This window comes from Listeria grandensis FSL F6-0971, assembly GCF_000525835.1.
GTDB lineage: Bacteria > Bacillota > Bacilli > Lactobacillales > Listeriaceae > Listeria_A > Listeria_A grandensis.
On sequence record NZ_AODD01000002.1, the window covers coordinates 174,735 to 199,001 of the forward strand.

The 24,267-nt window shown below is 44.4% G+C and carries 19 protein-coding genes and 3 pseudogenes; 16 read left to right on the top strand and 6 right to left on the bottom strand.

Annotated elements, in window-relative coordinates:
- Position 1 precedes the first annotated feature (1 nt).
- The 5 genes and pseudogenes from PGRAN_RS01435 (at position 2) to PGRAN_RS17085 (ending at position 5,044) form a co-directional block, all read left to right on the top strand.
- Positions 2-1,888, top strand: coding sequence for an ABC-F family ATP-binding cassette domain-containing protein (locus tag PGRAN_RS01435; protein WP_036064468.1), 1,887 nt, complete (start codon positions 2-4; stop codon positions 1,886-1,888).
- A 21-nt stretch (positions 1,889-1,909) separates the two neighbouring features.
- The gene (locus PGRAN_RS01440) at positions 1,910-2,854 is read left to right on the top strand and encodes a thymidylate synthase (protein WP_036064470.1); all 945 of its coding nucleotides are present in this window, start codon (positions 1,910-1,912) and stop codon (positions 2,852-2,854) included.
- An 11-nt stretch (positions 2,855-2,865) separates the two neighbouring features.
- On the top strand, positions 2,866-3,360 hold the full coding sequence (locus PGRAN_RS01445; RefSeq protein WP_036064472.1) for a dihydrofolate reductase: 495 nt from the start codon (positions 2,866-2,868) through the stop codon (positions 3,358-3,360).
- A gap of 4 nt (positions 3,361-3,364) precedes the next feature.
- Complete coding sequence (locus tag PGRAN_RS01450) at positions 3,365-3,652, top strand: hypothetical protein (protein WP_036064475.1); 288 nt, start codon at positions 3,365-3,367, stop codon at positions 3,650-3,652.
- 233 nt (positions 3,653-3,885) lie between these two features.
- A pseudogene (locus PGRAN_RS17085) lies at positions 3,886-5,044 on the top strand (MFS transporter).
- A 55-nt stretch (positions 5,045-5,099) separates the two neighbouring features.
- Here PGRAN_RS17085 and PGRAN_RS01460 read toward each other — a convergent pair.
- The 5 genes and pseudogenes from PGRAN_RS01460 to trhA form a co-directional block, all read right to left on the bottom strand.
- Positions 5,100-6,470, bottom strand: a complete 1,371-nt coding sequence (locus PGRAN_RS01460; RefSeq protein ID WP_036064477.1) for an L-cystine transporter — start codon at positions 6,468-6,470, stop codon at positions 5,100-5,102.
- Between the two features lie 358 nt (positions 6,471-6,828).
- Positions 6,829-9,467, bottom strand: a pseudogene (gene ppdK / locus PGRAN_RS01465) (pyruvate, phosphate dikinase).
- 64 nt (positions 9,468-9,531) lie between these two features.
- Positions 9,532-10,335: a pyruvate, water dikinase regulatory protein gene (locus PGRAN_RS01470; protein ID WP_036064479.1), complete on the bottom strand. Its 804-nt coding sequence runs from the start codon at positions 10,333-10,335 to the stop codon at positions 9,532-9,534.
- 13 nt (positions 10,336-10,348) lie between these two features.
- Positions 10,349-10,966 (bottom strand): transcriptional regulator CcpN, encoded by a 618-nt coding sequence (gene ccpN / locus PGRAN_RS01475; RefSeq protein WP_149023949.1) that lies wholly within the window; start codon positions 10,964-10,966, stop codon positions 10,349-10,351.
- A gap of 172 nt (positions 10,967-11,138) precedes the next feature.
- Positions 11,139-11,769: pseudogene (trhA, locus tag PGRAN_RS01480) on the bottom strand (PAQR family membrane homeostasis protein TrhA).
- A 236-nt stretch (positions 11,770-12,005) separates the two neighbouring features.
- Here trhA and PGRAN_RS01485 point away from each other — a divergent pair.
- The 11 genes from PGRAN_RS01485 (at position 12,006) to PGRAN_RS01535 (ending at position 20,777) form a co-directional block, all read left to right on the top strand.
- A complete protein-coding gene (locus PGRAN_RS01485) occupies positions 12,006-12,842 on the top strand; it encodes a DegV family protein (protein ID WP_036064480.1) in 837 nt (278 codons plus the stop codon).
- A 15-nt stretch (positions 12,843-12,857) separates the two neighbouring features.
- Positions 12,858-13,649: an SGNH/GDSL hydrolase family protein gene (locus PGRAN_RS01490; RefSeq protein WP_036064481.1), complete on the top strand. Its 792-nt coding sequence runs from the start codon at positions 12,858-12,860 to the stop codon at positions 13,647-13,649.
- 15 nt (positions 13,650-13,664) lie between these two features.
- Positions 13,665-14,270: a YpmS family protein gene (locus tag PGRAN_RS01495; RefSeq protein ID WP_241433256.1), complete on the top strand. Its 606-nt coding sequence runs from the start codon at positions 13,665-13,667 to the stop codon at positions 14,268-14,270.
- Between the two features lie 17 nt (positions 14,271-14,287).
- The gene (gene msrA, locus PGRAN_RS01500; RefSeq protein ID WP_036064484.1) at positions 14,288-14,809 is read left to right on the top strand and encodes a peptide-methionine (S)-S-oxide reductase MsrA; all 522 of its coding nucleotides are present in this window, start codon (positions 14,288-14,290) and stop codon (positions 14,807-14,809) included.
- 6 nt (positions 14,810-14,815) lie between these two features.
- Positions 14,816-15,253: a peptide-methionine (R)-S-oxide reductase MsrB gene (gene msrB, locus PGRAN_RS01505; RefSeq protein WP_036064487.1), complete on the top strand. Its 438-nt coding sequence runs from the start codon at positions 14,816-14,818 to the stop codon at positions 15,251-15,253.
- A gap of 111 nt (positions 15,254-15,364) precedes the next feature.
- Entirely contained in the window at positions 15,365-16,270 is a 906-nt protein-coding gene (locus PGRAN_RS01510) for a Gfo/Idh/MocA family protein (RefSeq protein WP_036064490.1), read from the top strand.
- Positions 16,271-16,291: 21 nt separating this feature from the next.
- Complete coding sequence (locus PGRAN_RS01515) at positions 16,292-16,528, top strand: YozE family protein (protein WP_036064492.1); 237 nt, start codon at positions 16,292-16,294, stop codon at positions 16,526-16,528.
- Positions 16,529-16,530: 2 nt separating this feature from the next.
- Entirely contained in the window at positions 16,531-17,232 is a 702-nt protein-coding gene (deoD, locus tag PGRAN_RS01520) for a purine-nucleoside phosphorylase (protein ID WP_036064494.1), read from the top strand.
- Positions 17,233-17,265: 33 nt separating this feature from the next.
- Positions 17,266-18,138, top strand: coding sequence for a M15 family metallopeptidase (locus tag PGRAN_RS01525; RefSeq protein WP_036064497.1), 873 nt, complete (start codon positions 17,266-17,268; stop codon positions 18,136-18,138).
- 118 nt (positions 18,139-18,256) lie between these two features.
- Positions 18,257-18,553 carry a metal-sensing transcriptional repressor gene (locus PGRAN_RS01530; protein ID WP_036064499.1) on the top strand — a complete coding sequence of 99 codons (297 nt, stop codon included), beginning with the start codon at positions 18,257-18,259 and terminating at the stop codon, positions 18,551-18,553.
- A 22-nt stretch (positions 18,554-18,575) separates the two neighbouring features.
- Positions 18,576-20,777, top strand: a complete 2,202-nt coding sequence (locus PGRAN_RS01535; RefSeq protein WP_036064503.1) for a heavy metal translocating P-type ATPase — start codon at positions 18,576-18,578, stop codon at positions 20,775-20,777.
- A 324-nt stretch (positions 20,778-21,101) separates the two neighbouring features.
- Here the strand turns inward: PGRAN_RS01535 and PGRAN_RS15430 are convergent, their stop codons facing one another.
- Positions 21,102-24,134, bottom strand: coding sequence for a toxin Cry1Ac domain D-VI-related protein (locus PGRAN_RS15430; protein WP_051998375.1), 3,033 nt, complete (start codon positions 24,132-24,134; stop codon positions 21,102-21,104).
- Between the last annotated feature and the right edge of the window lie 133 nt (positions 24,135-24,267).

The following is a 24,267-nucleotide window of genomic DNA, read 5'->3' on the forward strand; positions in this document are numbered from 1 at the left end:
AATGAAACAATTAAAAGTGGAAAATTTGACGAAGACATACGGCGAAAAAAGCCTTTTTGAAAATGTAACGTTTGCGATTACGGAAGGCGAACGGATCGGAGTTATTGGTGTCAATGGAACGGGTAAGTCGACGTTGCTCACGATTATTGCAGGCATGGAGGAAGGCGATAAAGGTGTGATTACGAAGGCGAAAGATTACACGATTGGTTTTCTTGCGCAAGATCCTGTTTTAGACGATGAACGTACGGTGCTCGAGGAAGTTTTCCAAGGGGAGACACGGGCGCTACAGGCGGTTCGTAAGTACGAACAGGTATTGCTTGAAATGGCGATAGATCCCGATGATACAAGGCTTCACGACCGTTTCACAGAGGCGCAACATGAGATGGACGCGACGAATGCGTGGGATGTTAACACGGATGCGAAGACCATTCTCGATCGTTTAGGAATTACAGATTTGACGGCTAAAGTGGGCGCTTTATCGGGTGGGCAGCGCAAGCGTGTCGGGCTTGCCAAAGTCATGATTGAAACGCCGGATTTACTAATCTTGGATGAGCCTACCAACCATCTTGATTTTACGTCGATTCGTTTTTTGGAAGATTACTTGAATCGGTTTCGTGGCGCGGTCTTGCTCGTCACGCATGATCGCTATTTCTTGGACCGGGTGACGAATCATATGTTGGAGATTGATCGTGGTACGGCGTATCGCTACGTGGGGAATTACGAGAAATTCATGGAATCCAAGGCTATTCGGATGGAAAATGAGATGCGTGAAGGTGAGAAGAACCGCAATTTATACGTGAAGGAGCTAGCTTGGATGCGTCGTGGGGCGAAGGCTCGTTCGACAAAGCAAAAAGCGCGTCAGGACCGGTTCGCAGATTTAGAGGGCAAAGTGAAGGCGAAGACGGACGATACGGAATTAGAGCTTGATTTCGCGACATCGCGTCTTGGCAAACAAGTTTTTACGCTAGATCATGTCGATAAACGTTTTGGTGAGAAGCACGTGTTGCAAGATTTCAGTTTGATTATTCAACCGGGAGAACGGATTGGGATTACTGGGAATAACGGGACGGGGAAATCAACGCTACTAAATATGTTGGCGGGACGCGTGACGCCAGATGCTGGTGAAATTTTGACGGGGCAGACGGTTCGCATTGGTTATTATACGCAACAAAACGAAGAAATGGACCCAGATCAGCGCATGATTGCGTACTTGCAAGAAGCAAGTGAAACGGTGAAAACTTCGGACGGTGAAGTAGTGTCGGTTTCTAATATGTTGGAACGATTCTTATTTCCACCAATTACGCACGGCAAAAAAATCGCGAGTCTATCTGGTGGCGAGAAGCGTCGTTTGTTCCTGCTTAAAATTTTGATGGAGCGTCCGAATGTACTGATATTGGATGAGCCGACGAATGATTTGGACACGCAGACGCTCACGGTACTTGAAGATTATTTGGAGACGTTTAATGGCACGGTGATTACGGTCAGCCATGATCGCTACTTCTTAGATAAGATTGCTCGGAAATTGCTCGTGTTTACAGGAATCGGGCAAATTGAGACGTACCTTGGTGAATACAGCGATTTTCTAGCAGAATACGAGTCGAGAAAAGGTAAATCGAAAATGTTTGCAGCGGAAATCGAGCCGGAAGTCGTGGTTGAAAAGCCGAAAGAAAAAGTGAAGCATACGTTTGAAGAAAAGCGTGAATGGGCAGAGATTGAGGGCTTAATCGAAGCGCAGGAAGCGGGAATTACGAAACTGAATAAAGCGTTGGAAGTCGTAGGCGCGGATTTCACGAAAGCGAATGAGCTAAATAGTGCGCTCGTGGAAGCGGAGGCAGAGCTGGAAAGATTGATGGAACGCTGGGAATATTTATCGCAGTTTGCGGATTAAGATAGAAATGGGGCACGTGTGATGAAACAATATCTGGATTTAGAGCGATTTGTGCTGGAGAATGGCACGCAAAAAGGAGACCGGACGGGGACTGGTACGATCAGTACATTTGGTTATCAAATGCGGTTTGATTTGGCGAAAGGTTTTCCAATCATGACGACAAAACGTGTTCCTTTTAAACTGGTCGTTAGTGAGTTGTTGTGGTTTTTACATGGGGACACGAATATTCGCTATTTGCTAGAGCATAACAATAATATTTGGAATGAGTGGGCATTTGAGCGTTGGGTGAAGAGCGCGGACTATACTGGCCCAGACATGACGGATTTTGGATTGCGAGCGGAGTCTGATGCTGCGTTCAAGACGGTTTATTTGGATGAAATGGCGCGTTTTAAAGAGCGAATTTTGGCAGATGAGGTGTTTGCGAAGCAGTACGGAGAACTTGGGAACATTTATGGGAAGCAGTGGCGAGAATGGCGCACTTCTACGGGGCAAACGATTGACCAGTTAGCGGACTTAATCGAGATGATCCGAACGAATCCCAACTCGCGACGCTTGATCGTGTCGGCTTGGAATCCAGAAGATGTCCCAACGATGGCGTTACCACCGTGTCATACGCTATTTCAATTTTATGTGGCGGATGGGAAGCTTAGTTGTCAGTTGTATCAACGCAGTGCTGATATTTTCTTGGGTGTTCCGTTCAATATCGCTTCCTATGCGCTACTGACACACTTGATTGCGCGTGAAACAGGCCTTGAGGTTGGCGAGTTTGTGCATACGATGGGGGACGCGCATTTATACAATAATCATATGGATCAGGTGAAGGAGCAGCTGGCGCGGGAACCAAGGACGCTACCGAAGCTTGTTTTGTCAGATAAACCGGCATCTATTTTCGATTTTGATGTAGCGGACGTGACGTTAGAAGGTTACGACCCACATCCTGCGATTAAAGCACCGATTTCAGTTTGAGGAGGGCGACGATGTTAACATTTATTTGGGCGCAGGACAAAGATGGCTATATTGGTAAGGATAATACCATGCCATGGCGTCTGCCGGCTGATTTACAGCATTTTAAAAAAGAAACGAGTGGGCACACGATTGTGATGGGGCGAAAAACCTACGAATCCATCGGAAAAGCTTTGCCTAACCGTGAAAGTATCGTTTTGACGCGTGATCCTGATTATTCTTTGACAGATGCAAAAGTGGTGCACTCGAAAGCGGAAATCTTGGAGATAGCGCAAGACAAAGATGTTTTTATTACTGGTGGCGCGGAGATATATCAGCTGTTTTTAGAGGATGCAGATGCGTTAATTGTGACGCATGTGGAGGCTACATGTGGCGGGGATACCCGATTTCCAACTATGGATTGGTCAAAGTGGCAGCTTACGAAGCGAGAAAATGGTACGCGTGATGCTAAAAATGATTTAGATTTTTGGTATGGTTGGTATGAAAAAATGGGGAATAATCGAGGTTAGACGAATGGATCCGACGAAAGCAGCATTATTTAGATTTCATATGTTGGGCTATTTTTTAGTAAGCTTATTATTGATTGGTGCTGGCTTAATGCTAGGTGCGAGTGGGCCAGATGATGCGATTATGTGGACGTTGCTCGGCTTTTTGAAATACGCGCTACTCTGCTTGATTTTAGGTGGCGTTGGCGTATGGCGCGCGAAGGAGTTAGCATCGCGATTATTCTTGATGTGGCTGGTTGTTCTCCCAATCGACTATGGACTTTTTGTAATAATGGTTATCGTGACAAGAGCTTGAATAGAGCTCTTGTTTATTTTGGCTAATGATTTTGATAAGCTTGTTCAAAAAGTCTAATTACAAATATTCACCTTCATGATAAATTATATGAATATATTGAATACAAAAGTAAATCCATATATTTCAAAAGAGGGTGATTAATAACAATGTTTTTCAAAAATGCAAAATGGCGTGCAAGTGGGACTGTGTTGGTATTACTATGGTTTTGCTGGTTATTATCTTTTTTAGATCGCATGGTAATAACGGTTGCGCTACCATACATAGCGGAAGATTTTGAGTTGACATCGACGCATCAGGGGCTTATTATTAGTACTTTTTTTATGGGATATGCGTTATTTCAGATTCCTGGTGGGATGTTAGCGGACCGGTTCGGCTTTCGTAAAATGACGAGTATCGCTGTCGGATTTTGGTCATTGTTTACGATGTTAACTGGGCTGATTTTTTACTACCCACTATTTCTGGGTGTTCGTTTCTTCTTTGGACTGGGGGAAGCTCCGTTACCTGGTTCCTCGTATAAAGCCATTGCGACTTATTATCCGAAGCGGCTCCGTGGGCGAATGACGAGTATTCAGTCGACGGTAAATACGCTTGGACCCGCATTTGCAAGTATTCTGGCTGCTTATTTCATCAGTGTATTTGGGTGGCGACATTTGTTTGTATTCTTAGCAATTCCGGGTTTTGTGATTGCCTTTTTATTTTACAGGTTGGTTCGTGATCAGCCGAAAGACAATCCACGGATGAGTGCGGAGGCGCTTGAGGAATTGGAAGCTGATGAGCCGACGACGGACATAGCGAAGCCAAAAGCGAAAGCATCGACTATCTTTAAAAATAGTTTGGTTTGGAAAGCAGGTCTTGTTTGGGTTTTTCTTTGATCTTACGTTTTGGGGGTTTACGTCGTGGCTCCCGTCGTATTTAATGAATGAGCGGAATTTGAGTTTACAGGCGACTGGTTTTTATAACGCGTTACCATATTTAGTTGGAACAGTTGCCATGTTACTTGGTGGCGCAATGTCGGATCGCTTTAAAGAACAACGACGTTTCATTTTTGCCATCGCGATTCTTATCGCAGCGGTTTCTTTATTTTTCATTATCAAAGTACCGTCTATCGAAATGGCGCTGTTACTTCAGTGCATCACCGCGTGGTTCCTCTTTTTATCGCAAGGGATCTTTTGGGGAATCGTGGTGGATATTTTACCAACAGACCAAATGGCAACGGGATCATCTGTGGTCAACTGTCTTGGCTCGGTGGCGGGTATCATTTCACCAATCGTCATTGGGAGGTTGCTCGATGTTTCTGGAGGCTCTTACGCAACGACATTCACTTATTTGGCGATTTGCCTCGTGTTAGCAGGATTAATCGTCCCAACCTTGAAAATTCGAAAAACAATATAAATAAGGCGTTAAATCAAGGTTTGATTCCTCGATTTAACGCCTTATTTTATGATTTTTAAGCTTCTGCTAATGCTTGATCCTCTTGTTTTAATTCGCCAGTGGCTTTGCTTGTAACAATTCCGGCAACCATACTGTCACTCACGTTTAGCGCTGTGCGTCCCATGTCGATTAATGGTTCAATCGAGATTAGCACACCAGCGAGCCCAATCGGCAAGTTCAATGTGGAGAGTACGATGATCGCAGCAAACGTTGCACCACCGCCAACACCAGCAACACCGAACGAACTGATGGCAACGACCAGCACGACTGTTAAAATAAACTTCATCGAAAATGGATCAATCCCAGCAGCCGGAGCAATCATGATGGCAAGCATCGCGGGATAAATACCGGCACAACCGTTTTGTCCAATTGATAAACCAAAGGATGCTGCAAAATTTGCGATTCCTTCTGGCACACCTAATTTTTTCTGTGTATCAATATTAAGCGGAATCGCACCAGCACTCGTTCTTGAGGTGAAAGCAAACGTAAGAACAGGCAAGGATTTGCGAATATAAGTCATTGGACTAGTTCCTGTGAAGGCAACGATGATAAGGTGAATAATAAACATGGCAATTAGTGCCGCGTATGAAGCGATCACAAAATTACCGAGTTTTAGAATCGCTGATGTATCACTTAAAGCAACCGTACTCGTCATAATCGCAAAAACACCATAAGGCGTTAAACGCAGAATTAATTTCACGATGCGTAAAACAATCGCATAAATCGCATCGATCCCTTTAGCAAAAATTGCTGCTTCGGTCGGTTGTTTCCGTTGGACACCAAGGAACGCCGCACCAATAAAAGCCGCAAAAATAACAACCGCCACAGTAGAAGTAGCTCGTGCACCAGTGAAGTCAAGGAATGGATTAGCAGGCAACAACTCTACGATTTTTTGTGGGAAAGAGAGGTCGCTAATACCAGCGAACTTATCTTGCAGTTCCGTCGCTCTAGCGGCTTCGGTGGCTCCTTGCGAGATATTGCTCGCGTCGAGATGGAATAGAAGTGCCGCTCCGATCCCGATAAATGCCGCGATAGCAGCCGTGACAACAAGCGTTCCAATGATCCAAATACTAACTTTTGCAATATTCGTTTTCAATTGGAGACGCGTAAAAGCAGTGACAATTGAAACAAAAATCAGTGGAATAGCAATCATTTGTAGCAGTTTTACATACCCGCCACCGATAATCCCAAGCCAATCCGTCGTTTGTTTCGTGACATCACTTGCTGCTCCGTAGATAAACTGCAAGACAAAACCCGCAACAATCCCAAGGCCAAGCGCTAGAAGCACCCGTTTAGAAAAAGAAACGTGACGCTTTGCAAGCCAACCAAACGAGAAAATAACGATGGCAGCTACGATTAAATTAATAATTAAAAATGCCGTATCCATATAAAAAAATCCCCCTTTAACCAATTAAACCCTTGAAATTATATAATTCCGATAAGATTTGTTGGTATTAGATTACATGGAAAAAAAGGATTTGTCAAGATGAAAAACTGAAACAGCCCGTTAGCCCCGAAAAAAACCGGAAGAGGCGCAGTGAAAATCCGATTTTGATTTTTATGGAGGATCTGAAAATTTCATGTATTACATACTTACTACGTTCCTATGCATATTGAGGCTCTAACTCAGCAAAAGATGCTTCATAAGAGCCACAACAAAGCTGAACGAGCTCGCTCAGCCTTGAAAAAATTTGTGAGGTTCTAAATCTTTATTTTACTTTGACTTATGCCAAGAGTTACAGATCTCAAACCACAATCTTCTGCCGTTCTTCTAAAATCGATGCTTGGGCTGCTGCAATTCGCGCAATCGGAATGCGATACGGTGAGCAGGAAACATATTGTAGCCCCAACTTGTGGAAGAATTGGATCGAAGCAGGATCCCCGCCATGCTCTCCACAAACGCCCATTTTAAGCGATGGATTTGTCATTCTTCCGCGTTGCACAGCGGTTGTTACGAGTGCACCTACTCCTTTTTGATCGATCGATTGGAATGGATCTTTTGGCAAAATCTTTTGCTCTTGATACGCGTATAAGAATTTATTAGCATCATCACGAGAAAAACCGAACGTGAGCTGCGTCAAATCATTCGTACCAAAGCTGAAAAACTGGGCTTCTTCTGCGATTTCATCCGCTGTCAAGCAAGCTCGAGGAATCTCGATCATCGTTCCGATATCAAACGGCAAGACAAGTTGCTCTTTACGGAAAATTGACTGAATGGCTTCTTTCAGCTGCTTTTTAATAATCGCGATTTCTTCTCTGCTGGCAACGAGTGGGATCATGATTTCGGGGTGAACGGCAATACCTTCATCATGAATCTGAATCGCACTCTCCATAATTGCTTCGGCCTGCATGATATAGATTTCTGGAAAAGTGATGGCAAGGCGGCAACCGCGATGACCAAGCATTGGGTTTGTTTCTGCTAGATCATGGACGCGCTGTTTAATTTCTTGTGCGGGCTTCCCAAGTTCTTGCGCTAATTTGGCAATATCACGATCGGTTTTTGGCAAAAATTCATGAAGCGGCGGATCAAGCAAGCGTATATTCACTGGTTTTCCATCAGCTGCTCGGAAAATGCCTGCAAAATCGGTTTTCTGCATCTTTTTTAAATGGGTGAGAGCGGTCATTCGCTCTTCTTTCGTTTCCGCAATAATCATTTGGCGGACGTGTGGAATCCGGTCTTCTTGGAAAAACATGTGTTCTGTTCGACAAAGTCCGACTCCTTCAGCACCAAAGTGAAGTCCAATCTCTAAATCCTCAGGAGAATCGGCATTTACGCGAACAACCAGTTTTTTCGCTTTGTTCACCCAATCCATTAACTCTTCAAAATGACCACCGATTTCTGTCTTAACAAGTGGAATCTTACCGAGATATAAATTCCCAGTGGATCCATTAAGCGAGAGGAAATCGCCTTCTACCAATGTTGCTGTTGCGCTTTGCAAGTTTTTTTTTTGTTTCATCAATCGCGATTGCATCACATCCAGCAACGCAACATTTTCCCATACCTCGGGCAACAACAGCAGCATGGGAGGTCATGCCGCCATGCGCCGTCAAAATCGCAACACTTTTTGCCATGCCTTCAATATCTTCAGGAGAGGTTTCGTTGCGAACAAGAATCACTTTTTCCCCGCGTTCGGCAGCTTCTAGGGCATCATCTGCGTTAAAATAAATTTGACCGGTAGCAGCGCCAGGCGAGGCGGGGAGTCCGGTTGCAAGTGAAGTAGCAGCAGCCAGGCTAGCCTCGTCAAAAGAAGGATGGAGTAATTGATCGATTTGAGCCGTGTCAATGCGCATGATTGCTTCTTCTTTCGTCAATTTGCCTTCATGAACAAGATCGACTGCAATATTGATCGCTGCCTGCGCAGTTCGCTTCCCATTTCGCGTCTGCAGAACGAATAAATTCCCTTTTTCGATCGTGAACTCGATGTCTTGCATGTCTAAATAGTGTAGTTCCAGTAAGGCTGCGATATCTAATAATTGGCGGTAAACCTCAGGCATAGTTTCCTCTAAATGCGAAATGGGTTCAGGCGTCCGAATCCCCGCGACGACATCTTCACCTTGTGCATTAAGCAGGTATTCTCCGAAAAACAGATTTTCTCCAGTGGAAGGATTACGCGTGAAGGCAATCCCTGTCCCACTTGCATTACCTGTATTTCCAAAGACCATCGACTGAATATTGACAGCGGTTCCAAGTTGGTTATCGATATGATGCAAGCGACGATAAACAACGGCGCGCGGATTTTCCCAAGAATCAAAAACAGCAGTGATCGACAGGCGCAATTGCTCGAAAGGATCTTGCGGGAAATCACGGCCTGAAACGCTGATATAAAGCGCTTTATACGTCGCAATCAAATCCTGCAAATCGTCGGCTGTAAGCTCTGTATCTAGCGAATAATGCTTACTTTCCTTCAAATCAGCAAGTGCTTGTTCAAAACGGTAACTTGGAATGCGATAAACAACATCCCCAAACATCTGAATGAAGCGGCGGTAACAATCGTAACTAGAACGAGCATCATTAGTTGCCTGGTGAAGCCCCTGAACGGAAAGATCGTTCAGACCGAGATTTAAAATTGTATCCATCATTCCGGGCATGGAAAACGGTGCGCCGGAGCGGACCGAGACGAGCAGTGGATTTGTCGCGTCACCAAAATTTTTTCCCTGTTTCTTGTTCTAAAATTTGCATATGCGTCATCATTTCTGCATAAATATCATCTGATAAGTACTGATGGTGTTCGTTGTAATCTTTACAAGCTTCCGTCGTGATCGTAAAACCTGGTGGCACGGGCAAGCCGATATTCGTCATTTCCGCCAGATTAGCACCTTTTCCACCTAGTAAGTACTTCATTTCTTTAGAACCCTCATTAAAATGATACACAAATTTTCTCAAAATAGTCACCTCTTCTTCAAATTTGTCGGGATTAATCGAATGCCAGGGGAGTAGTTGTTACGGCTTATTTCACTTTTTCAATAATTAAGGCAGCGGTTTCTTCGATAGCTTTGTCCTCTACTTGAATGACACGACAACCGAGCTGTTTAAAAATCCGATAACCGTAGTCAAGCTCCTCTAAAATCCGATTTTCACTGGAATAACTGCTTGTTTCGTCTAGCCCAATCGATTTTAGGCGGACTTTACGGATAGCGGATAGCTTTTCGGGACTATTTGTTAGACCAATAATCCGATGTCTAGGAATTTGTGTTAACTCGGATGGAATCGGTACTTCCGGAACGAGAGGAACATTGGCGACTTTGTAATTTTGGTTAGCAAGATAACTGCTGAGAGGGGTTTTACTTGTACGCGAAATGCCAATTAAGACAATGTCGGCCTCTAGCAAGCCGCGTGGATCCTTGCAATCATCATATTTTACGGCAAATTCAATCGCTGCAATCCGATCAAAATAATGCTGGTCAAGTCGGCGCATGTTGCCCGGATCTTCTTTTGATTTTTGGCCTGTCTTTTGTTCGATAGCTGCGGTTAAATTTGAGACGAGATCGATACATGGCAGGCCGTATTGTTCGCAAAATACGCTAGCAGCAAGGGCTAATCTTTTTTGAACCAACGTCTGGACAACAATCGCGTCCGCCACTTTTGCTTCTTCTAAAATTTCAAACAGGGCTTCCTCGTTGCGAACAAAGGCATGGCGACGTATATCAGCACCACTTTCTAGTGTAAACTGAGCGGTCGATGCCCGAATGAGGTGTTGCGCTGTTTCTCCAATAGCATCTGAAATAACATAAAGGATGACAGTAGACTTCATTTTTACCTCCAATTTATTCATTTTTAAATGTATCTACGAAAAGTTGAACTAATCGTGTTTTGGAAACTTTGCCAATCGCTTTTTTGCCATTGACAACCGGTAAGGAATCGATTTGATGTATCACGAGCTCTTGCGCGGCAAAGAGAGCGGAATCCGTCGGTGCAATCGTTCGAATATTGGGCATCCGTGTCATGATGGTTGCAATGGGTGTAGCCTTTTTATCGGTATCTGCAAGCGCGCCTTTTAGCAAATCTTTTCGGGATACGATACCAATTAGCTCTGTTGCCTCTATGACATACAAGCTACCCGTGTCCTCTAGAAAAAGGCTGACGATCGCGTCATGAATTGAGGTTTCCTTTGTGACGAATATAGGAGTCGTCATAATAGCATCGACTTTCAGTTGTCGTATGTCCTCATATATTGTCGGATTAAGCTCAAGCCCTGAATAAAAATAACCGACTTTCGGACGAGCATCTAAAATCCCTGTCATCGTTAAAATAGAGAGATCAGCGCGAATTGTAGCACGTGTTAACTGCAATGAGCGAGCGATTTGGTCACCTGTTGCTGGTTCATGCGCTTTCACAAATTCGATGATTTTGAGTTGTCTTGTTGAGAGTTTTATTTCGGTCACCTCATTTCGATATAGGATATGCTGTTCATTATATAGTATGACATAATAGAATGCAAATGATTAATATGTCATACTATATGAAGGAGAGTAGGGCAGCCTTCGTTGCTTTTAGAACCTCGTTTCGCTATCATAACAAGAAAAAAACGCCCCTCAAAAAGGACGCCTTTCCCCATTATACATAAAACAAAATACAGAAATACATAAACCCAGTTCCGGCAATCACGAACAAATGCCAAATGGCGTGCATGTAAGGGACTTTTGGGATACTGTAAAAGACAGCGCCGACGGTAAACATAATACCACCGGTTACTAACATCCAGAATCCCACTGGCTCTAGTGTCTGATAGAGCGGCTTAATCGCGATCATCACGAGCCAACCCATCAATAAATAAAACAGTGTCGAAATGAGTTTCCATTTTCCGAGCAAGAAGCATTTATAGACGATTCCTGTGGCAGCAAGTCCCCATATCACACCGAACAATGTCCAGCCAAGTGATCCTTGCAATGTGATTAAAACGAGGGGTGTATAGGAACCGGCAATCAATACATAAATCGCGACATGATCTAAAATGTTAAAGAGATCCTTCGCTTTTCCTGGCTTAAAACTGTGTAGCATTGTTGAACAAAAATAGAGTAATACGAGTGAGATACCGTAAATTAAAAAAACTAATTAAATAGATCGGATTGTCGCGTTGCACTGCAAAAATAATGAGCATAATAAGCGCTGGGATACTGAGCAAGAATCCGATGCCATGCGTCACTGCGTTAGCGACTTCTTCTTTCCAATTGTACGTTTCATGCATTTTTTATCACCAAACTTTTCTGAAAAATTAAATTTTCTATTCATGTTCTTATCATACGCTCTTTTTGTACAAATAGAAAGTGATTTAACAAACACAAAGTTTAAGATAATGTAAAGAATTGGAGTAATGCTGGAATCTAGGTACAACTTTCGCCTGATATTTAGCTATTAGAATAGTACTATTCCGCTTTTCTTGCTATAATGGAAAAAAGAATACTAGAATTGGATGTGGAAATAATGACAAAAATCAAAATTGTGACGGATTCTACTGCCGGATTAACGCCCGAAGAAGTGGCGAAATATAACATTCATATTCTACCGCTGACCGTTGAAATTGATGGACAGACTTACGATGCAACGGAAATCGAGCCAGCCGACTTTATGGGAAAAATGGCAGCTTCTAAACAGCTTCCTAAATCATCACAGCCAGCGATCGGTAATTTTGTAGCTTTATTTGAAGCGTTGACTGCAGATGGTAGTGAAGTTCTAGCGATTCATTTGACAGAAAAGTTGAGCGGCACTGTCTTAACAGCACAACAAGCGGCTGATATGGTGGATGGTAAGGTGACTGTGATCGATTCGGAATACATCGCACGAGCGCTAGCTTTCCAAGTGATCGGAGCGGCAAAAATGGCACAAGACGAAACCAACACTGTCGACGATATTCTGACAAAAATCTCAACTATTCGCGCTAAAACAAAACTTTATATTTGTGTCGTGACACTTGAGAACTTGATCAAAGGTGGGCGCGTCGGCAAAATGCAAGGCATTATCGGCAGTCTTTTAAACATCAAATTGATCGCGAAATTACAAGATGGTGCGCTCATAGAAGAGGCAAAAATTCGTAGCAAGAAACAAACAATGAATTATTTAGTGGATTTGCTAAAAGCAGAAACGAAAAAAGTGAAAGAATTAAATGTTGTACACGCCAATGGTTTACAGATGGCGGAAGAGATCAGAGCACACGCGAAAGAAATTTTCCATTTGTCGGAAGTCAAGTTGTTAAATGCCGATTCGGTTATTTCAACACACGCTGGAAATGGTGCGGTTGCAATGATTTATTACACAGAGTAGGTTAGGTGAAGACATGTGAATAAGAAAAAATATTGGCTTGCGGGGATCGCTATCATCATCCTCGCGGCCATTCTTACCTTTTATTTTATCCAAAAAGAGCAGGAGCGAAAACGAGAAGAAGCACGTGTTGCGGTCAATCTAGTCGCGATGGGTGATTCGTTAACAGAAGGTTCTGGCGATGAGGAGAAAAATGGCGGTTATGTGGGCATCGTGGCGGATAAGCTTGAGAAACGGGACGATGTGAAGCGTGTAACGACGGAAAACTATGGTGTCGGCGGTAACCGGATCGATCAGTTGATGAAGCGGCTGGATACACAGCCTGAATTTCGTCAAGATGTGAAAGAAGCCAATGCGATTTCGATCACGATTGGTGGAAATGATGTAATGAAAATCGTCCGTGCCAAGCTATTGGACGCGAAAAAGAAAGATTTCACGAAGGCGAATCAGACGTTTGATACGAACTTAGAGAAGTTGTTGTCAGATATTCGTGATCTAAATGCGTTGGCGCCCATCTATGTTTTCGGTATTTACAATCCGTATACGACGTATTTTAGTGAGATGAAGGTGTTTGACGAAATTATCGCTGAGTGGAATGCTTCAACGAAAAAGATACTAGCAGATACCCCTGATACGTATTTCATTTCGGTGAACAAGCAGCTAGAAGAGCGTGCTGTGACTAAGGTGGGGAAAGCGAATCCGAATCTTGCGGGTGACATGTTTCATCCTAATCATAGCGGCTATGAAAAAATGGCGAATGCTTTATACAGCAAATTGGTAACATCGATTCAAGATGGAAATTTAAAATAGAGAAGGTGACGGCTGTTGAGATCAAATGGGAAACAAATCAATTACTGGAAATGGGCGTTTCTGACTTTTGTCGGGGTATTGGTACTCTGTTTTGGTTGGATTTATATGTCGATTTTCTGGTTTTCACCAAATGTTCCGGAAGATGCGGGGCGTTTAGTGAGTACGAAGGATATGGTGGAATTCCAAACATCGACGAATAAAGCCGATTTGAATAAATTGATGGCGCATTATTTGCAGGAATTTCAAAAAGAGCAAGATGCAGATATCGCCTATGATGTTTATTTAGCGGATGATGTTGTTTTTAAAGCGGAGGCGCATTTTTTAGGGCAGCCAGTAGATATTAGTATTAATTTCTCGCCGACGTTGCGAAAAGATGGTGTGATTGTCTTGCAGCAGGTGGATATGAGAGTTGGTGCATTACCGCTTCCGGTGTCTTATGTGATGCAATACGTGAAAAGTCAGTTTGAACTACCGAATTGGGTGACGATTTCACCTAAAAAGGAGAAAATCTATTTAGATGTGAACAAGTTGAAGCTAACAGGTGGCATGCGAGTTCGTGTAGATGCGCTTGATTTGAAGAAAGATGATATTTCGTTTACACTGTTAGTACCAACGGAATAAGATGGGGAGGTAAGACGATGAGTGAGAAGGCAATTTTTGCAGGTGGTTGTTTTTGGTGTATGATAAAACCCTTTGATACGCAACCGGGGATTGAAAGTGTGGTCGCAGGATATACGGGTGGTCATACGGTGAATCCAACGTATAAAGAGGTTTGTAGTGAGACGACGGGGCATACAGAGGCGGTTGAGATTACGTTTGACCCAGCTGTTTTCCCGTACGAGAAATTGGTCGAAGTTTATTGGCAACAGACGGACCCAACAGATGCGGGCGGCCAGTTTGTAGATCGCGGTTCGTCCTATCGCCCAGTCATTTTTTATACATCGGAGGAGCAACGGGTGGTTGCGGAAAAGTCGAAGGCAGACTTGGATGCGAGCGGTCGCTTCAAACGCCCTGTTGTGACGGAAATCGAGAAGGCTGGTCCATTTTATGTGGCAGAGGAATACCATCAAGATTTTTACAAGAAGGATCCGAATCATTATAAGAATTATCGTAGTCACTCGGGACGCGATCCATTCATCGATGCTAATTGGAAAGGGTGATCTGCCATGAATCAAGAGGAAAAAGCGAAACGGTTGAAGCAATTGGATGATTTGCAATATCAAGTCACGCAGGAAAAAGGAACGGAGCGCCCGTTTGATAATGAGTTTTGGGATAATAATCAGCCGGGGATTTATGTGGACATCGTTTCTGGGAAGCCGTTATTTTCATCGCTGGATCAATATGATGCGGGATGTGGTTGGCCGAGTTTTACGAAGCCGATAGATCCACTTGAAGTACTCGAAAAGCGTGATTTATCACACGGCATGATCCGGACGGAGGTGCGGTCGGTGGATGCTGATTCGCATTTAGGACATATTTTTCCGGATGGGCCGCGAGCTTCTGGGGGGATGCGTTATTGCATTAATTCGGCGGCGCTTCGATTTATTCCGAAAGATGCGCTTGAAAAAGAAGGTTATGGCGAGTATTTACCGTTTTTCGTATAGCGATATGCATTTTTGATGGTGAGTACGGTCAAACATTGAATACCCTTACTACATTATGATAGAATTAGTAGGGGTATTGGTTTAAAAGTTTCTTAACTAGGAGGAATGGGAATGCAAAAAGTTGCGGTACTTGGTTTAGGTGGAATTGCGCAGAAGGCATATTTGCCAGTTTTTGCGCATTTAGATAACGTGGAAGTGCATCTGTTTACGAGGGATGCGCAAAAGTTGAAGGCAATAAGCGAGAAATATCGGTTCCATAATACGCATTCTTCGATTGATTCGATGATTCGTGCGCAGGTGGATGTCGCGTTTGTACATACATCAACCGCAAGTCATCCAGAGATTGTTCGGGCGTTTTTAGAGGCTGGAATTCCAGTGTATGTGGACAAGCCGGTTGCCGATAATTACGAGGTGACGAAGGAATTGATGGAGCTGGCCGAGGCAAAAAATACATTGTTGATGGTTGGGTTTAATCGTCGTTTTGCACCTCGGTATGCGATGTTGGCGGAGAAAGCGGATACGAATATGATCTTGATGCAAAAGCATCGTAAGGCTCAGGCAAGCGATCCGCGGGTATTTATCTTTGATGATTTTATTCATGTGGTGGATACGGTGCTACATTTATTGGATGCACCAGTTGAGCAGATGACGGTTTTCCCAACGATGAACGGGGCGTTGTTATCGGCGATCACCGTGCAATTTGTGGCAAATGGTCGGACGGCAACAGCGATTATGAACCGAGAAAGTGGGACGAGTGAGGAGCGTTTGACGATCTTCACACCAGAGGCGAAATGGGAAGTGGAACACGTGACGGAGTTGCATATGTATGAAGGGACGGGTCATTCCATTATGCGTTTTGGTGACTGGGAGACAACGCTTTATAAACGCGGTTTTGAGCCGATTATTACGACCTTTTTGGATGCGGCACGTGAAGGAAAGGCGGAACCTGTTTCGAAAAAATCAGCGCTTGAAACGCATCGGATTTGTGAAGAAATTTTGCAATATGTGGAGCGTTGACAAAAGAGAGGAATGGACAGCTTGGGACGATCGTTTTATCACTATTTAATGACATACCGCGATACGATTAAACGTGATGCGGCGACGAAATTTGCGGATGATGCTTTTAAAGATCATAGTTTCCCGAAGCAGTCTACTGATTATTATGAGTTGTGTGAGTATTTGGAGCTTAACGCTTCCTATATTCCGAGCATGACGTTGTTTGATGATTTATGGGGTAATTATATTTTGGATGAAGAAAAAAATGGGAGGCGTTAAGTATGAGCATTCATATTGAGGCGAAACAAGGCGAGATTGCAGAAACGATTCTTTTACCGGGGGATCCGTTGCGTGCGAAATATATTGCGGAAACTTTTTTAGAGGACGTTAGTTGTTTTAATCAGGTTCGTAATATGTTTGGTTACACGGGGACGTATAAAGGTAAGCGGGTATCGGTGATGGGGACTGGTATGGGGATTCCGTCGATTTCGATTTATGTGAACGAGCTGATTCAAAGTTATGATGTGAAGCATTTGATTCGTGTTGGTACGATGGGTGCAATTCAAAAAGACGTGAAGGTTCGTGATGTCGTGATTGCACAAGCGGCTTCGACGGATTCACAAATTAATCGCAATACGTTTGCTGGTGTTGATTTTGCGCCGGTTGCGGATTTTGAGCTGTTGAAAAATGCGTATGATGCTGGGCTTGAAAAAGGTCTAACGATGCGTGTTGGGAATGTTTTTTCATCGGATCGTTTTTATAATGAACAGTTAGATAAACAACAATTAGCAGATCATGGCGTGCTTGGTATCGAGATGGAAGCGGCGGCGCTGTATACGATTGCTCAGAAATTTGGACGTAAGGCATTGGCGATTTTGACGGTGAGTGATCACATTTTTACTGGGGAAGAAACAACGGCAGAGGAGCGTCAAACGACTTTTAACGATATGATTGTTGTTGCGTTAGAATCTACGTTGAAGTAGGGAGAATCTAACGAAGGAAGGTAACAAAACAAGATGATGCATTTTATTTCATTCATGATAGCGCTGAGTTTGGCGGGTTTTAACACGTCAGCGGATTATTTGACGGGAAACATTGAGAAGCCAGCCGCGGAGACAGAAACGGCGACAACAAAAGCAGGAACGGAAGACGAAACGGGGACAAAACCCGAAAAAGAAGCAGAAACGGGAAGTGAAGATTATCAAAATGATCCGCTTTATCCGTATATTGCCCAGCAGAATAAGTTAGTGGAAAAAGATGGCGTTCAGTATATTACGAATCCTGAAAATATACTGGTGCTTGCGAATAAGAAGTATTCTTTGCAGTCGACGTATTCGCCGCCTGATTTGGTTCGTCCTAATGTGACCTTCTCGTTTGGTGATGAGCAGGTGGAAAAAGCGCAGATGCGTAAGGAAGCGGGCTCGCAGTTAGAGGCGATGTTTGCGGCGGCAAAACAAGATAATTTAACGCTGTATGCTGTTTCTGGATACCGTTCGTATCAACGTCAACAGGAGGTTTTTAGCGCGGAAGTTGCCGCGAAGGGGGAGTCCAAAGCGAAAGAAGCTGTGGCTGTTCCGGGAATGAGCGAACATCAGACGGGCCTTGCGATGGATATTTCGTCGCGTGATCAAGGGTTTAATCTGACGGAGGCTTTTGGTGAGACGCCTGAAGGACAATGGTTACAGAAAAACGCGCATAATTACGGTTTTATTTTGCGGTATATGAAGGGCAAGGAAGCTGTAACGCAGTATCAATATGAATCTTGGCATTATCGCTATGTTGGTAAGGATGCGGCGACGATTATTTATGAGAATGATTGGACGCTGGAGGAATTTTTCCAACATGTGCAGGTGTTGCAGAAGAAAATTGATGGTGGAACGGCGAAATAAGATTGGGGAACCCTCACATGATGTGGGGGTTCTTTTTTGTGGTTAGAAATAAATGATTTGACTTATATACCCCTGTAGGTATAATTGGGGTATAAAGTTGAGTGAGGGAGTGTTGGAAATGACGCATGATAAACCGATTGTACCGCGTTCTAATGAGGATACGAAGCAGGTGTTGAATCGTTTGCGGCGCGTGGAAGGACAAGTTCGTGGGATACAGCAGATGGTGGAGGAAGATCGTTACTGTGTCGATATTTTAGTGCAGATTTCGGCGGCTAATTCCGCGCTTAAGAAGGTTGGATTGCAGGTTTTGGAGCATCACGCGAAGCATTGTGTTGTCGATGCAGCGCAAAATGGTGAGTCGGATGAGGTAATGGAGGAGTTATTGAAAGTGATACGGCAGTTTTCGAAAACGTAATAGGTGAGGGGGTATTTTTAAAATGGAAGCGAAGAGGCAGGATTTGAATGTGTTTGGTATGACGTGTGCGGCTTGTTCGACGCGTGTGGAGAAATCGCTGAATAAGGCGGTTGGTGTGGAGCGGGCGAATGTGAATTTGGTGACGGAGAGTGCGGCGGTTTATTATGATCCTGAGCAAATTGGGCCGGAGCAGTTGATCGATATTGTGAAGCATGCGGGGTATGATGCGGCGGAAAAAATGTCGAAAGAAGAGAAAGACGCGGTATTGGAAAAGCAGTTCAAGCGTGAGGTACGCCGGTTTATCTTGTCTGCAATTTTAGCATTGCCGTTGTTGCTTACGATGGTGACGCATATTCCGTACTTGCATCATACGGCGTTTGCGATGGGTGTGGATGAGGTGATTAGCCCGACGATTCAGCTGATTCTTGCGACGGTGATTCAGTTTTATATTGGTTGGCGGTTTTACGATGGGGCGTATAAGTCGCTTCGTGGAAAGAGTGCGAATATGGATGTGCTCGTGGCGTTGGGGACTTCGGCGGCTTATTTTTATAGTTTGGCGGAGTATGTGCGGCAGCTGATTAACCCGAATATTGAAGCGCATTATTACTTTGAGACGAGTGCGATTTTGATTACGCTGATTTTACTTGGAAAATTACTGGAAAGTTATGCGACATCGAAAACGACGCAGTCTATTGCAGGTTTGCTGAAACTTCAATCGAAGGAAGCGGTTGTTCTGCGCGAGAATCGGGAGTGGAAGGTACCTGTCGATGAGCTCGCAATTGGAGATGTGATCTTGGTTCGGCCGGGAGAGAAGGTTCCGATTGATGCGGTTGTGTTGACTGGTGAAACGAGCATTGATGAGTCCATGATTTCGGGGGAGCCAGTGCCTGTGGAGAAAAAAGCAGGTGACACGGTAATCGGTTCAACGGTGAACTTTGATGGGGTCATTCAGGCGAAAGTGACGAAACGAATGGATGAGACGGTGCTTTCGACGATTATTCAGCTCGTGGAGGAAGCGCAAGGCGTGAAGGCGCCGATTCAACGTTTGGCGGATCGGATTTCGGGGATTTTTGTACCAATTGTGTTGGCGATTGCGGTTTTGACATTTGTGATTTGGATGATTGCGACAGGCGGTGTGTTGGATCAGTCGCTACAAGTGGCAATTGCGGTACTCGTGATTGCGTGTCCATGTGCGCTTGGATTGGCAACGCCGACCGCGATTATGTCGGGAACTGGGAAAGGTGCGGAAAGTGGCATTCTTTTTAAAGGTGGGGAGCATTTAGAGCGGACGGCAAAAGTGGATACGGTGATTTTTGATAAGACGGGGACGCTGACGGAAGGGAAGTTGCGTGTGGTAAATATGTTGGAAGAAAACGCTAATTTCACGCGGTTCGCAGTAGCGATGGAAGACCAGTCGGAACACCCGATTGCGAGGGCGATTCTGGCTTATTTGGAAGATCAGGGTGTGCCACAAGTTCAGGTTGAGAAAATTCGAGCAAAAGCAGGACACGGGATGGTTGGCACGCTCGATGGTGTAAAAGTAGCGTTAGGTTCATACCGCTTTATCGCAAATGCAATCACGATTCCAAAAGGTGCAGATGGAGAAATGCAGACGTGGATGCAAGCAGGGCAGACGATCGTGGCGATGAGCGTGGATGATGATTTTGCAGGTGCGTTTGGATTATTGGATACGCCGCGAAAAGAGGCCAAAGAAGCGATTTTGCGATTACACGAGCTTGGTATTAAAACGGCGATTGCATCTGGAGATCAGCGCGTCGTTGTAGAAAACATGGCGACGGAACTTGGAATCGATCAGGTTTACGCGGAACAATTACCGAATGACAAGAGCGATATTGTGGCAGATTTGCAGAAAAAAGGGCATGTGATCGCCTTTGTTGGGGATGGTATCAATGATGCACCAGCGCTTGCAACGGCGGATACGGGAATTAGTATCGGAACGGGAACGGATATTGCGATTGAGACGGGAGATGTGACGCTTGTTGGGCATCAGTTAACGCTTATTCCGCAAACGATTCAGCTAAGTCGCGCAACAATGCGAAATATTCGGCAAAACTTTTTCTGGGCTTTGGCTTATAACTGTGCAGGAATACCGATTGCCGCGATTGGCCTATTAGCACCATGGGTGGCAGGTTTGGCGATGGCTGGAAGCTCTGTTTCCGTCGTTGCTAACGCCTTACGTCTAAAACGATTGAAGTTAAAGTAAGAAGCAAGAAGCGTATGGGAGCGCTCATAACTAAAAAAGCTATCGATCTGTATCTTTTATAAATTTTGTTCAAAAAGGGTTGCTATTCAAACCTACGCAAAGAGGCCTTCATTCACTTGGATGAAGGACGCCACTATACAAGTCCCATTTATCAAAACCTCCGAAGAAAGAGATAGCGTCGATAAATGAGCATAAATAAGAAAACAAGACTAGTTCCGAGACATCATTACGAGAGGGTTGTTCGGAATCTAGTCTTGTTTTGTGCTCGCTAGCTTGCTGTAGTGTAGTTAAGCTGCTAGCTGTTTTCTTACGTGTGTCGTTTTCTTAGTTCATCAAGTCAACCGTGTTGACTACTTGGTAATTAGCATCTAATGCTAGAATTTCGACTTTATCTGTGGCATCTGCGACTAATCCTGCAATGTTGCCGAGGTTGTAATTTGTTGCGCCAGGCAGAAGGTTGATATTTTTCTTGATCTCTGCGGTGCCACCTTCTGGTGTGACACGTAGGCGCACACGGGCAACGTTCGTACCAACTGTACCCGTAATCGCGGTGGTATCGCCAAACGTGTACGAGGCAGGCCCGGTTAACGTGTTATCCAATGCTGCGGCTGCTTTCACGGTTACCGTGAGCGTGTTGATGATATTATAGCCTTTGTCGAGCGCTACGATTTGCACGACGCCAGATGTATCTTTGACTAAACCAGAGATATCACTTAGAGTATAACTTCCAGCACTTGGCGTTGCTTGGCGCACGACAGTCATGTTGTTCACATCGCTTCCTGTACGCAAGCGAACGTAGGCTACACCTGTACCCGTCGTCCCCGTAACGGCTGTCTTATCGCCAACGGTATACTCGCTTGGACCGGTTAGTTTATTGTCGACGGTTGATGCTTTCACCGTGACTTTGAGGGTTTTCACGATATTATACTTCGCGTCTACGCCTAAAATTTCAACGGTGCTTGTTGCATCTGTTACGAGTGTTGAAATATCACCGAGGCTGTAAGTACCGGCTAAACCAGTTGCTTGACGGACAATAGTTCCTGCTGTTTGACCTGCAGCTGTGACGCGGAGACGGACATACGCTACATTCGTACCGTATTCGCCAGTGATCGCTGTTTTATCACCAATTGTGTAGGTTGTTGGACCTGTTAACTTGTTATCGAGGGTGTTTTTATTGATTTCGACAACGACTGTCTTCACCACGTTGTATTTCGCATCGACGGCAATGATTTCAAGCTTTTGTGTCGTTGCGTCGACAAATGTCGAGATATCGCCAAGGTTGTAGGCGTTGCTTGTGGTCGTTGTGCTCACTTGTTTCTTGATCGCCACATCACCGCTTGCTCCTGTCACACGTAGGCGGACATACGCCACGTTGGAACCGTAGGTACCGGTGATATTCGCTTTGTTACCCAGGTCATATTTTGCTGGCCCTGTCAATGCGTTACCGGGGTTCGTGCCTTTTGGCGTTACGTTGAGGGTTTTTACGATATTGTATTTCGCATCCACGGCTAAAATTTCGACTTTATCTGTGGCGTTTTTAACGAATGTTGAGATGTCGCCGAGGTTATACGAACCTGTCACGCCTTTTAGCGCTGTGACTTGACGTACCACATTGGCAGATGTTGGTGTTTGTCCTTGTGGCGTCACACGTAAACGAACATACGCTACATCAGCGCCGTAGTTTCCTGTGATATTCGATTTATTACCAAGTTCATATTCTACTGGCCCTGTCAATTTATAATCGAGAGCGACCGCTGTGACGATCTTGCTCGCACTTGAAGTTTTACCATTGCTTGCTTTGGTCACCGCTGCAGTTATCGTCGTATTGGCTGGTTGTTTCGCGATCGCTAATTGGTATTTACCACTCCCGTCCACCCTACCGGAAGCAAGGATCGTCGCGCCCTTTGTGATAACGATGTCGCTGTTTGGTTCGCCAACACCAGACACAGTGGTGCTCTCTGTCGTCAGGGCGTCCAGCGTCGTTGGGGTGATCGCTTGGAATAGGGTGTTCGCTTTCGTGATATCGGCTTGCATCGTTGTTTTATCAGCACTGGCTGGTAGTGCGTTGACTTTCGTACTTGCCTCGTTGATTATCGTTTGTGTGGTGCTAGGTTTTAATGCTGTATTCGTTGGTGGGTTGGAAAAGAGCGCGTCTACGCTTGCTTTTGCCGCATTTTTCGCGTTGTTTGCAAGCTCTGCTTGCGCTTTATCCACGTACGTTTGGAGTTCGGCTTTCTTCGTGGCATCCGTCACAGCATCGACTTTGGTTTGCGCCGTGTCTATTTTTGCTTGTGTCGTGGTATCTTTGATGCGATTCGCTGGGTTGTCACTGATGAATAGTTCATTGACCGTAGTTTGTGCTACATCTGTTGCATTTGCTGTTACAGTGACTGGAATTGTTTTAGTCAAACTAGCATTCGCAGTTGACGTAACTGTAATCGTAGCGGTTCCTGTTGCTTTCGCTTCCCAATCACCAGTTGCATTTACAGTGATAATGTTGGCGTTGCTCGATGCATACGTTAGTGCTTGATTTGTCGCGGCAGGACTCATGGTAGCTGTTATTTTCCCAGTAGTTCCACGAGCAGCATTAATCGCGCTTGTATCTACATTTAGAGATGTCGGTACGTAAATGGATGCTTCGTTAACATCTGGAGCTGTGTTGAACAAAATTCCTGAATCATTTTCAACAGAAAGGCGTACGCGTGTAATACCATATGTTAGTGTAAATTTAAAATCGCCATTTGCATCTGTCGTAGTATACGATAGTCTGTCGGGTAGAGTACCAGTACGACCTATGACATAAGCGGCAACTTCTCTAAATGTGATTGCTTGTAAAGGGCGATTATCGAGGTGTCCAGTTATTTCTGTGTCGCCTACTTTTACTGGGTTAATATAACCTGTATTCGCTGTGTTTTTCGACATTTGGATGATCGTCTCTGCTGTTAAACCACTTGCAGTCTTAATCTTAACGGAATATGGATAATCTCTACGGGTGAATTTAAAAATGCTACCATAGTCTGTACCAAAATTTTCTGGATTTACACTATAGTTTCCATTGGCATCGGATTGAACTTTGCAAGTGTATCGTTTATAAGAGGTTATTTGTTCTGAGAAAGCATCCGCGTATTCCCATAAGCTAACTTCTATTTCTTGAGCACCACCAGGAACTTTACCAGTAATCTTAGTATCTCCGTCTCTCACCGTATTGATAAGATTATCTTGACTCGCGTTTACTGTCGACGTTAATTTATTCTCCGCCGCGTGTGTTTCTACTGGTGGTAAGGCTGTTAATACTGTACTTGCCATCACATTCGTCGCAAGTAATGCGATGGCTACTTTTTTCATCTTTTTATTCATTGATGCAATTCCTCCATTTTTTTATTGTTGGTACGTGGCGCCCTCTTATTTTCCAACCTTGCACACCTGCTAGTCTTGACTGAGGTTTCTACGTATGTTTGTTCGGTGCATCGCGCTAGTTTTGGAGAGTATG

Bases quoted from the DNA above. Each gene is read 5' to 3' on its own strand.
- PGRAN_RS01435 (WP_036064468.1), top strand. From the start codon at position 2: ATGAAACAATTAAAAGTGGAAAATTTGACGAAGACATACGGCGAAAAA.
- PGRAN_RS01440 (WP_036064470.1), top strand. From the start codon at position 1,910: ATGAAACAATATCTGGATTTAGAGCGATTTGTGCTGGAGAATGGCACG.
- PGRAN_RS01445 (WP_036064472.1), top strand. From the start codon at position 2,866: ATGTTAACATTTATTTGGGCGCAGGACAAAGATGGCTATATTGGTAAG.
- PGRAN_RS01450 (WP_036064475.1), top strand. From the start codon at position 3,365: ATGGATCCGACGAAAGCAGCATTATTTAGATTTCATATGTTGGGCTAT.
- PGRAN_RS01460 (WP_036064477.1), bottom strand. From the start codon at position 6,470: ATGGATACGGCATTTTTAATTATTAATTTAATCGTAGCTGCCATCGTT.
- PGRAN_RS01470 (WP_036064479.1), bottom strand. From the start codon at position 10,335: ATGAAGTCTACTGTCATCCTTTATGTTATTTCAGATGCTATTGGAGAA.
- PGRAN_RS01485 (WP_036064480.1), top strand. From the start codon at position 12,006: ATGACAAAAATCAAAATTGTGACGGATTCTACTGCCGGATTAACGCCC.
- msrA (WP_036064484.1), top strand. From the start codon at position 14,288: ATGAGTGAGAAGGCAATTTTTGCAGGTGGTTGTTTTTGGTGTATGATA.
- msrB (WP_036064487.1), top strand. From the start codon at position 14,816: ATGAATCAAGAGGAAAAAGCGAAACGGTTGAAGCAATTGGATGATTTG.
- PGRAN_RS01510 (WP_036064490.1), top strand. From the start codon at position 15,365: ATGCAAAAAGTTGCGGTACTTGGTTTAGGTGGAATTGCGCAGAAGGCA.
- deoD (WP_036064494.1), top strand. From the start codon at position 16,531: ATGAGCATTCATATTGAGGCGAAACAAGGCGAGATTGCAGAAACGATT.
- PGRAN_RS01525 (WP_036064497.1), top strand. From the start codon at position 17,266: ATGATGCATTTTATTTCATTCATGATAGCGCTGAGTTTGGCGGGTTTT.
- PGRAN_RS01530 (WP_036064499.1), top strand. From the start codon at position 18,257: ATGACGCATGATAAACCGATTGTACCGCGTTCTAATGAGGATACGAAG.
- PGRAN_RS01535 (WP_036064503.1), top strand. From the start codon at position 18,576: ATGGAAGCGAAGAGGCAGGATTTGAATGTGTTTGGTATGACGTGTGCG.
- PGRAN_RS15430 (WP_051998375.1), bottom strand. From the start codon at position 24,134: ATGAATAAAAAGATGAAAAAAGTAGCCATCGCATTACTTGCGACGAAT.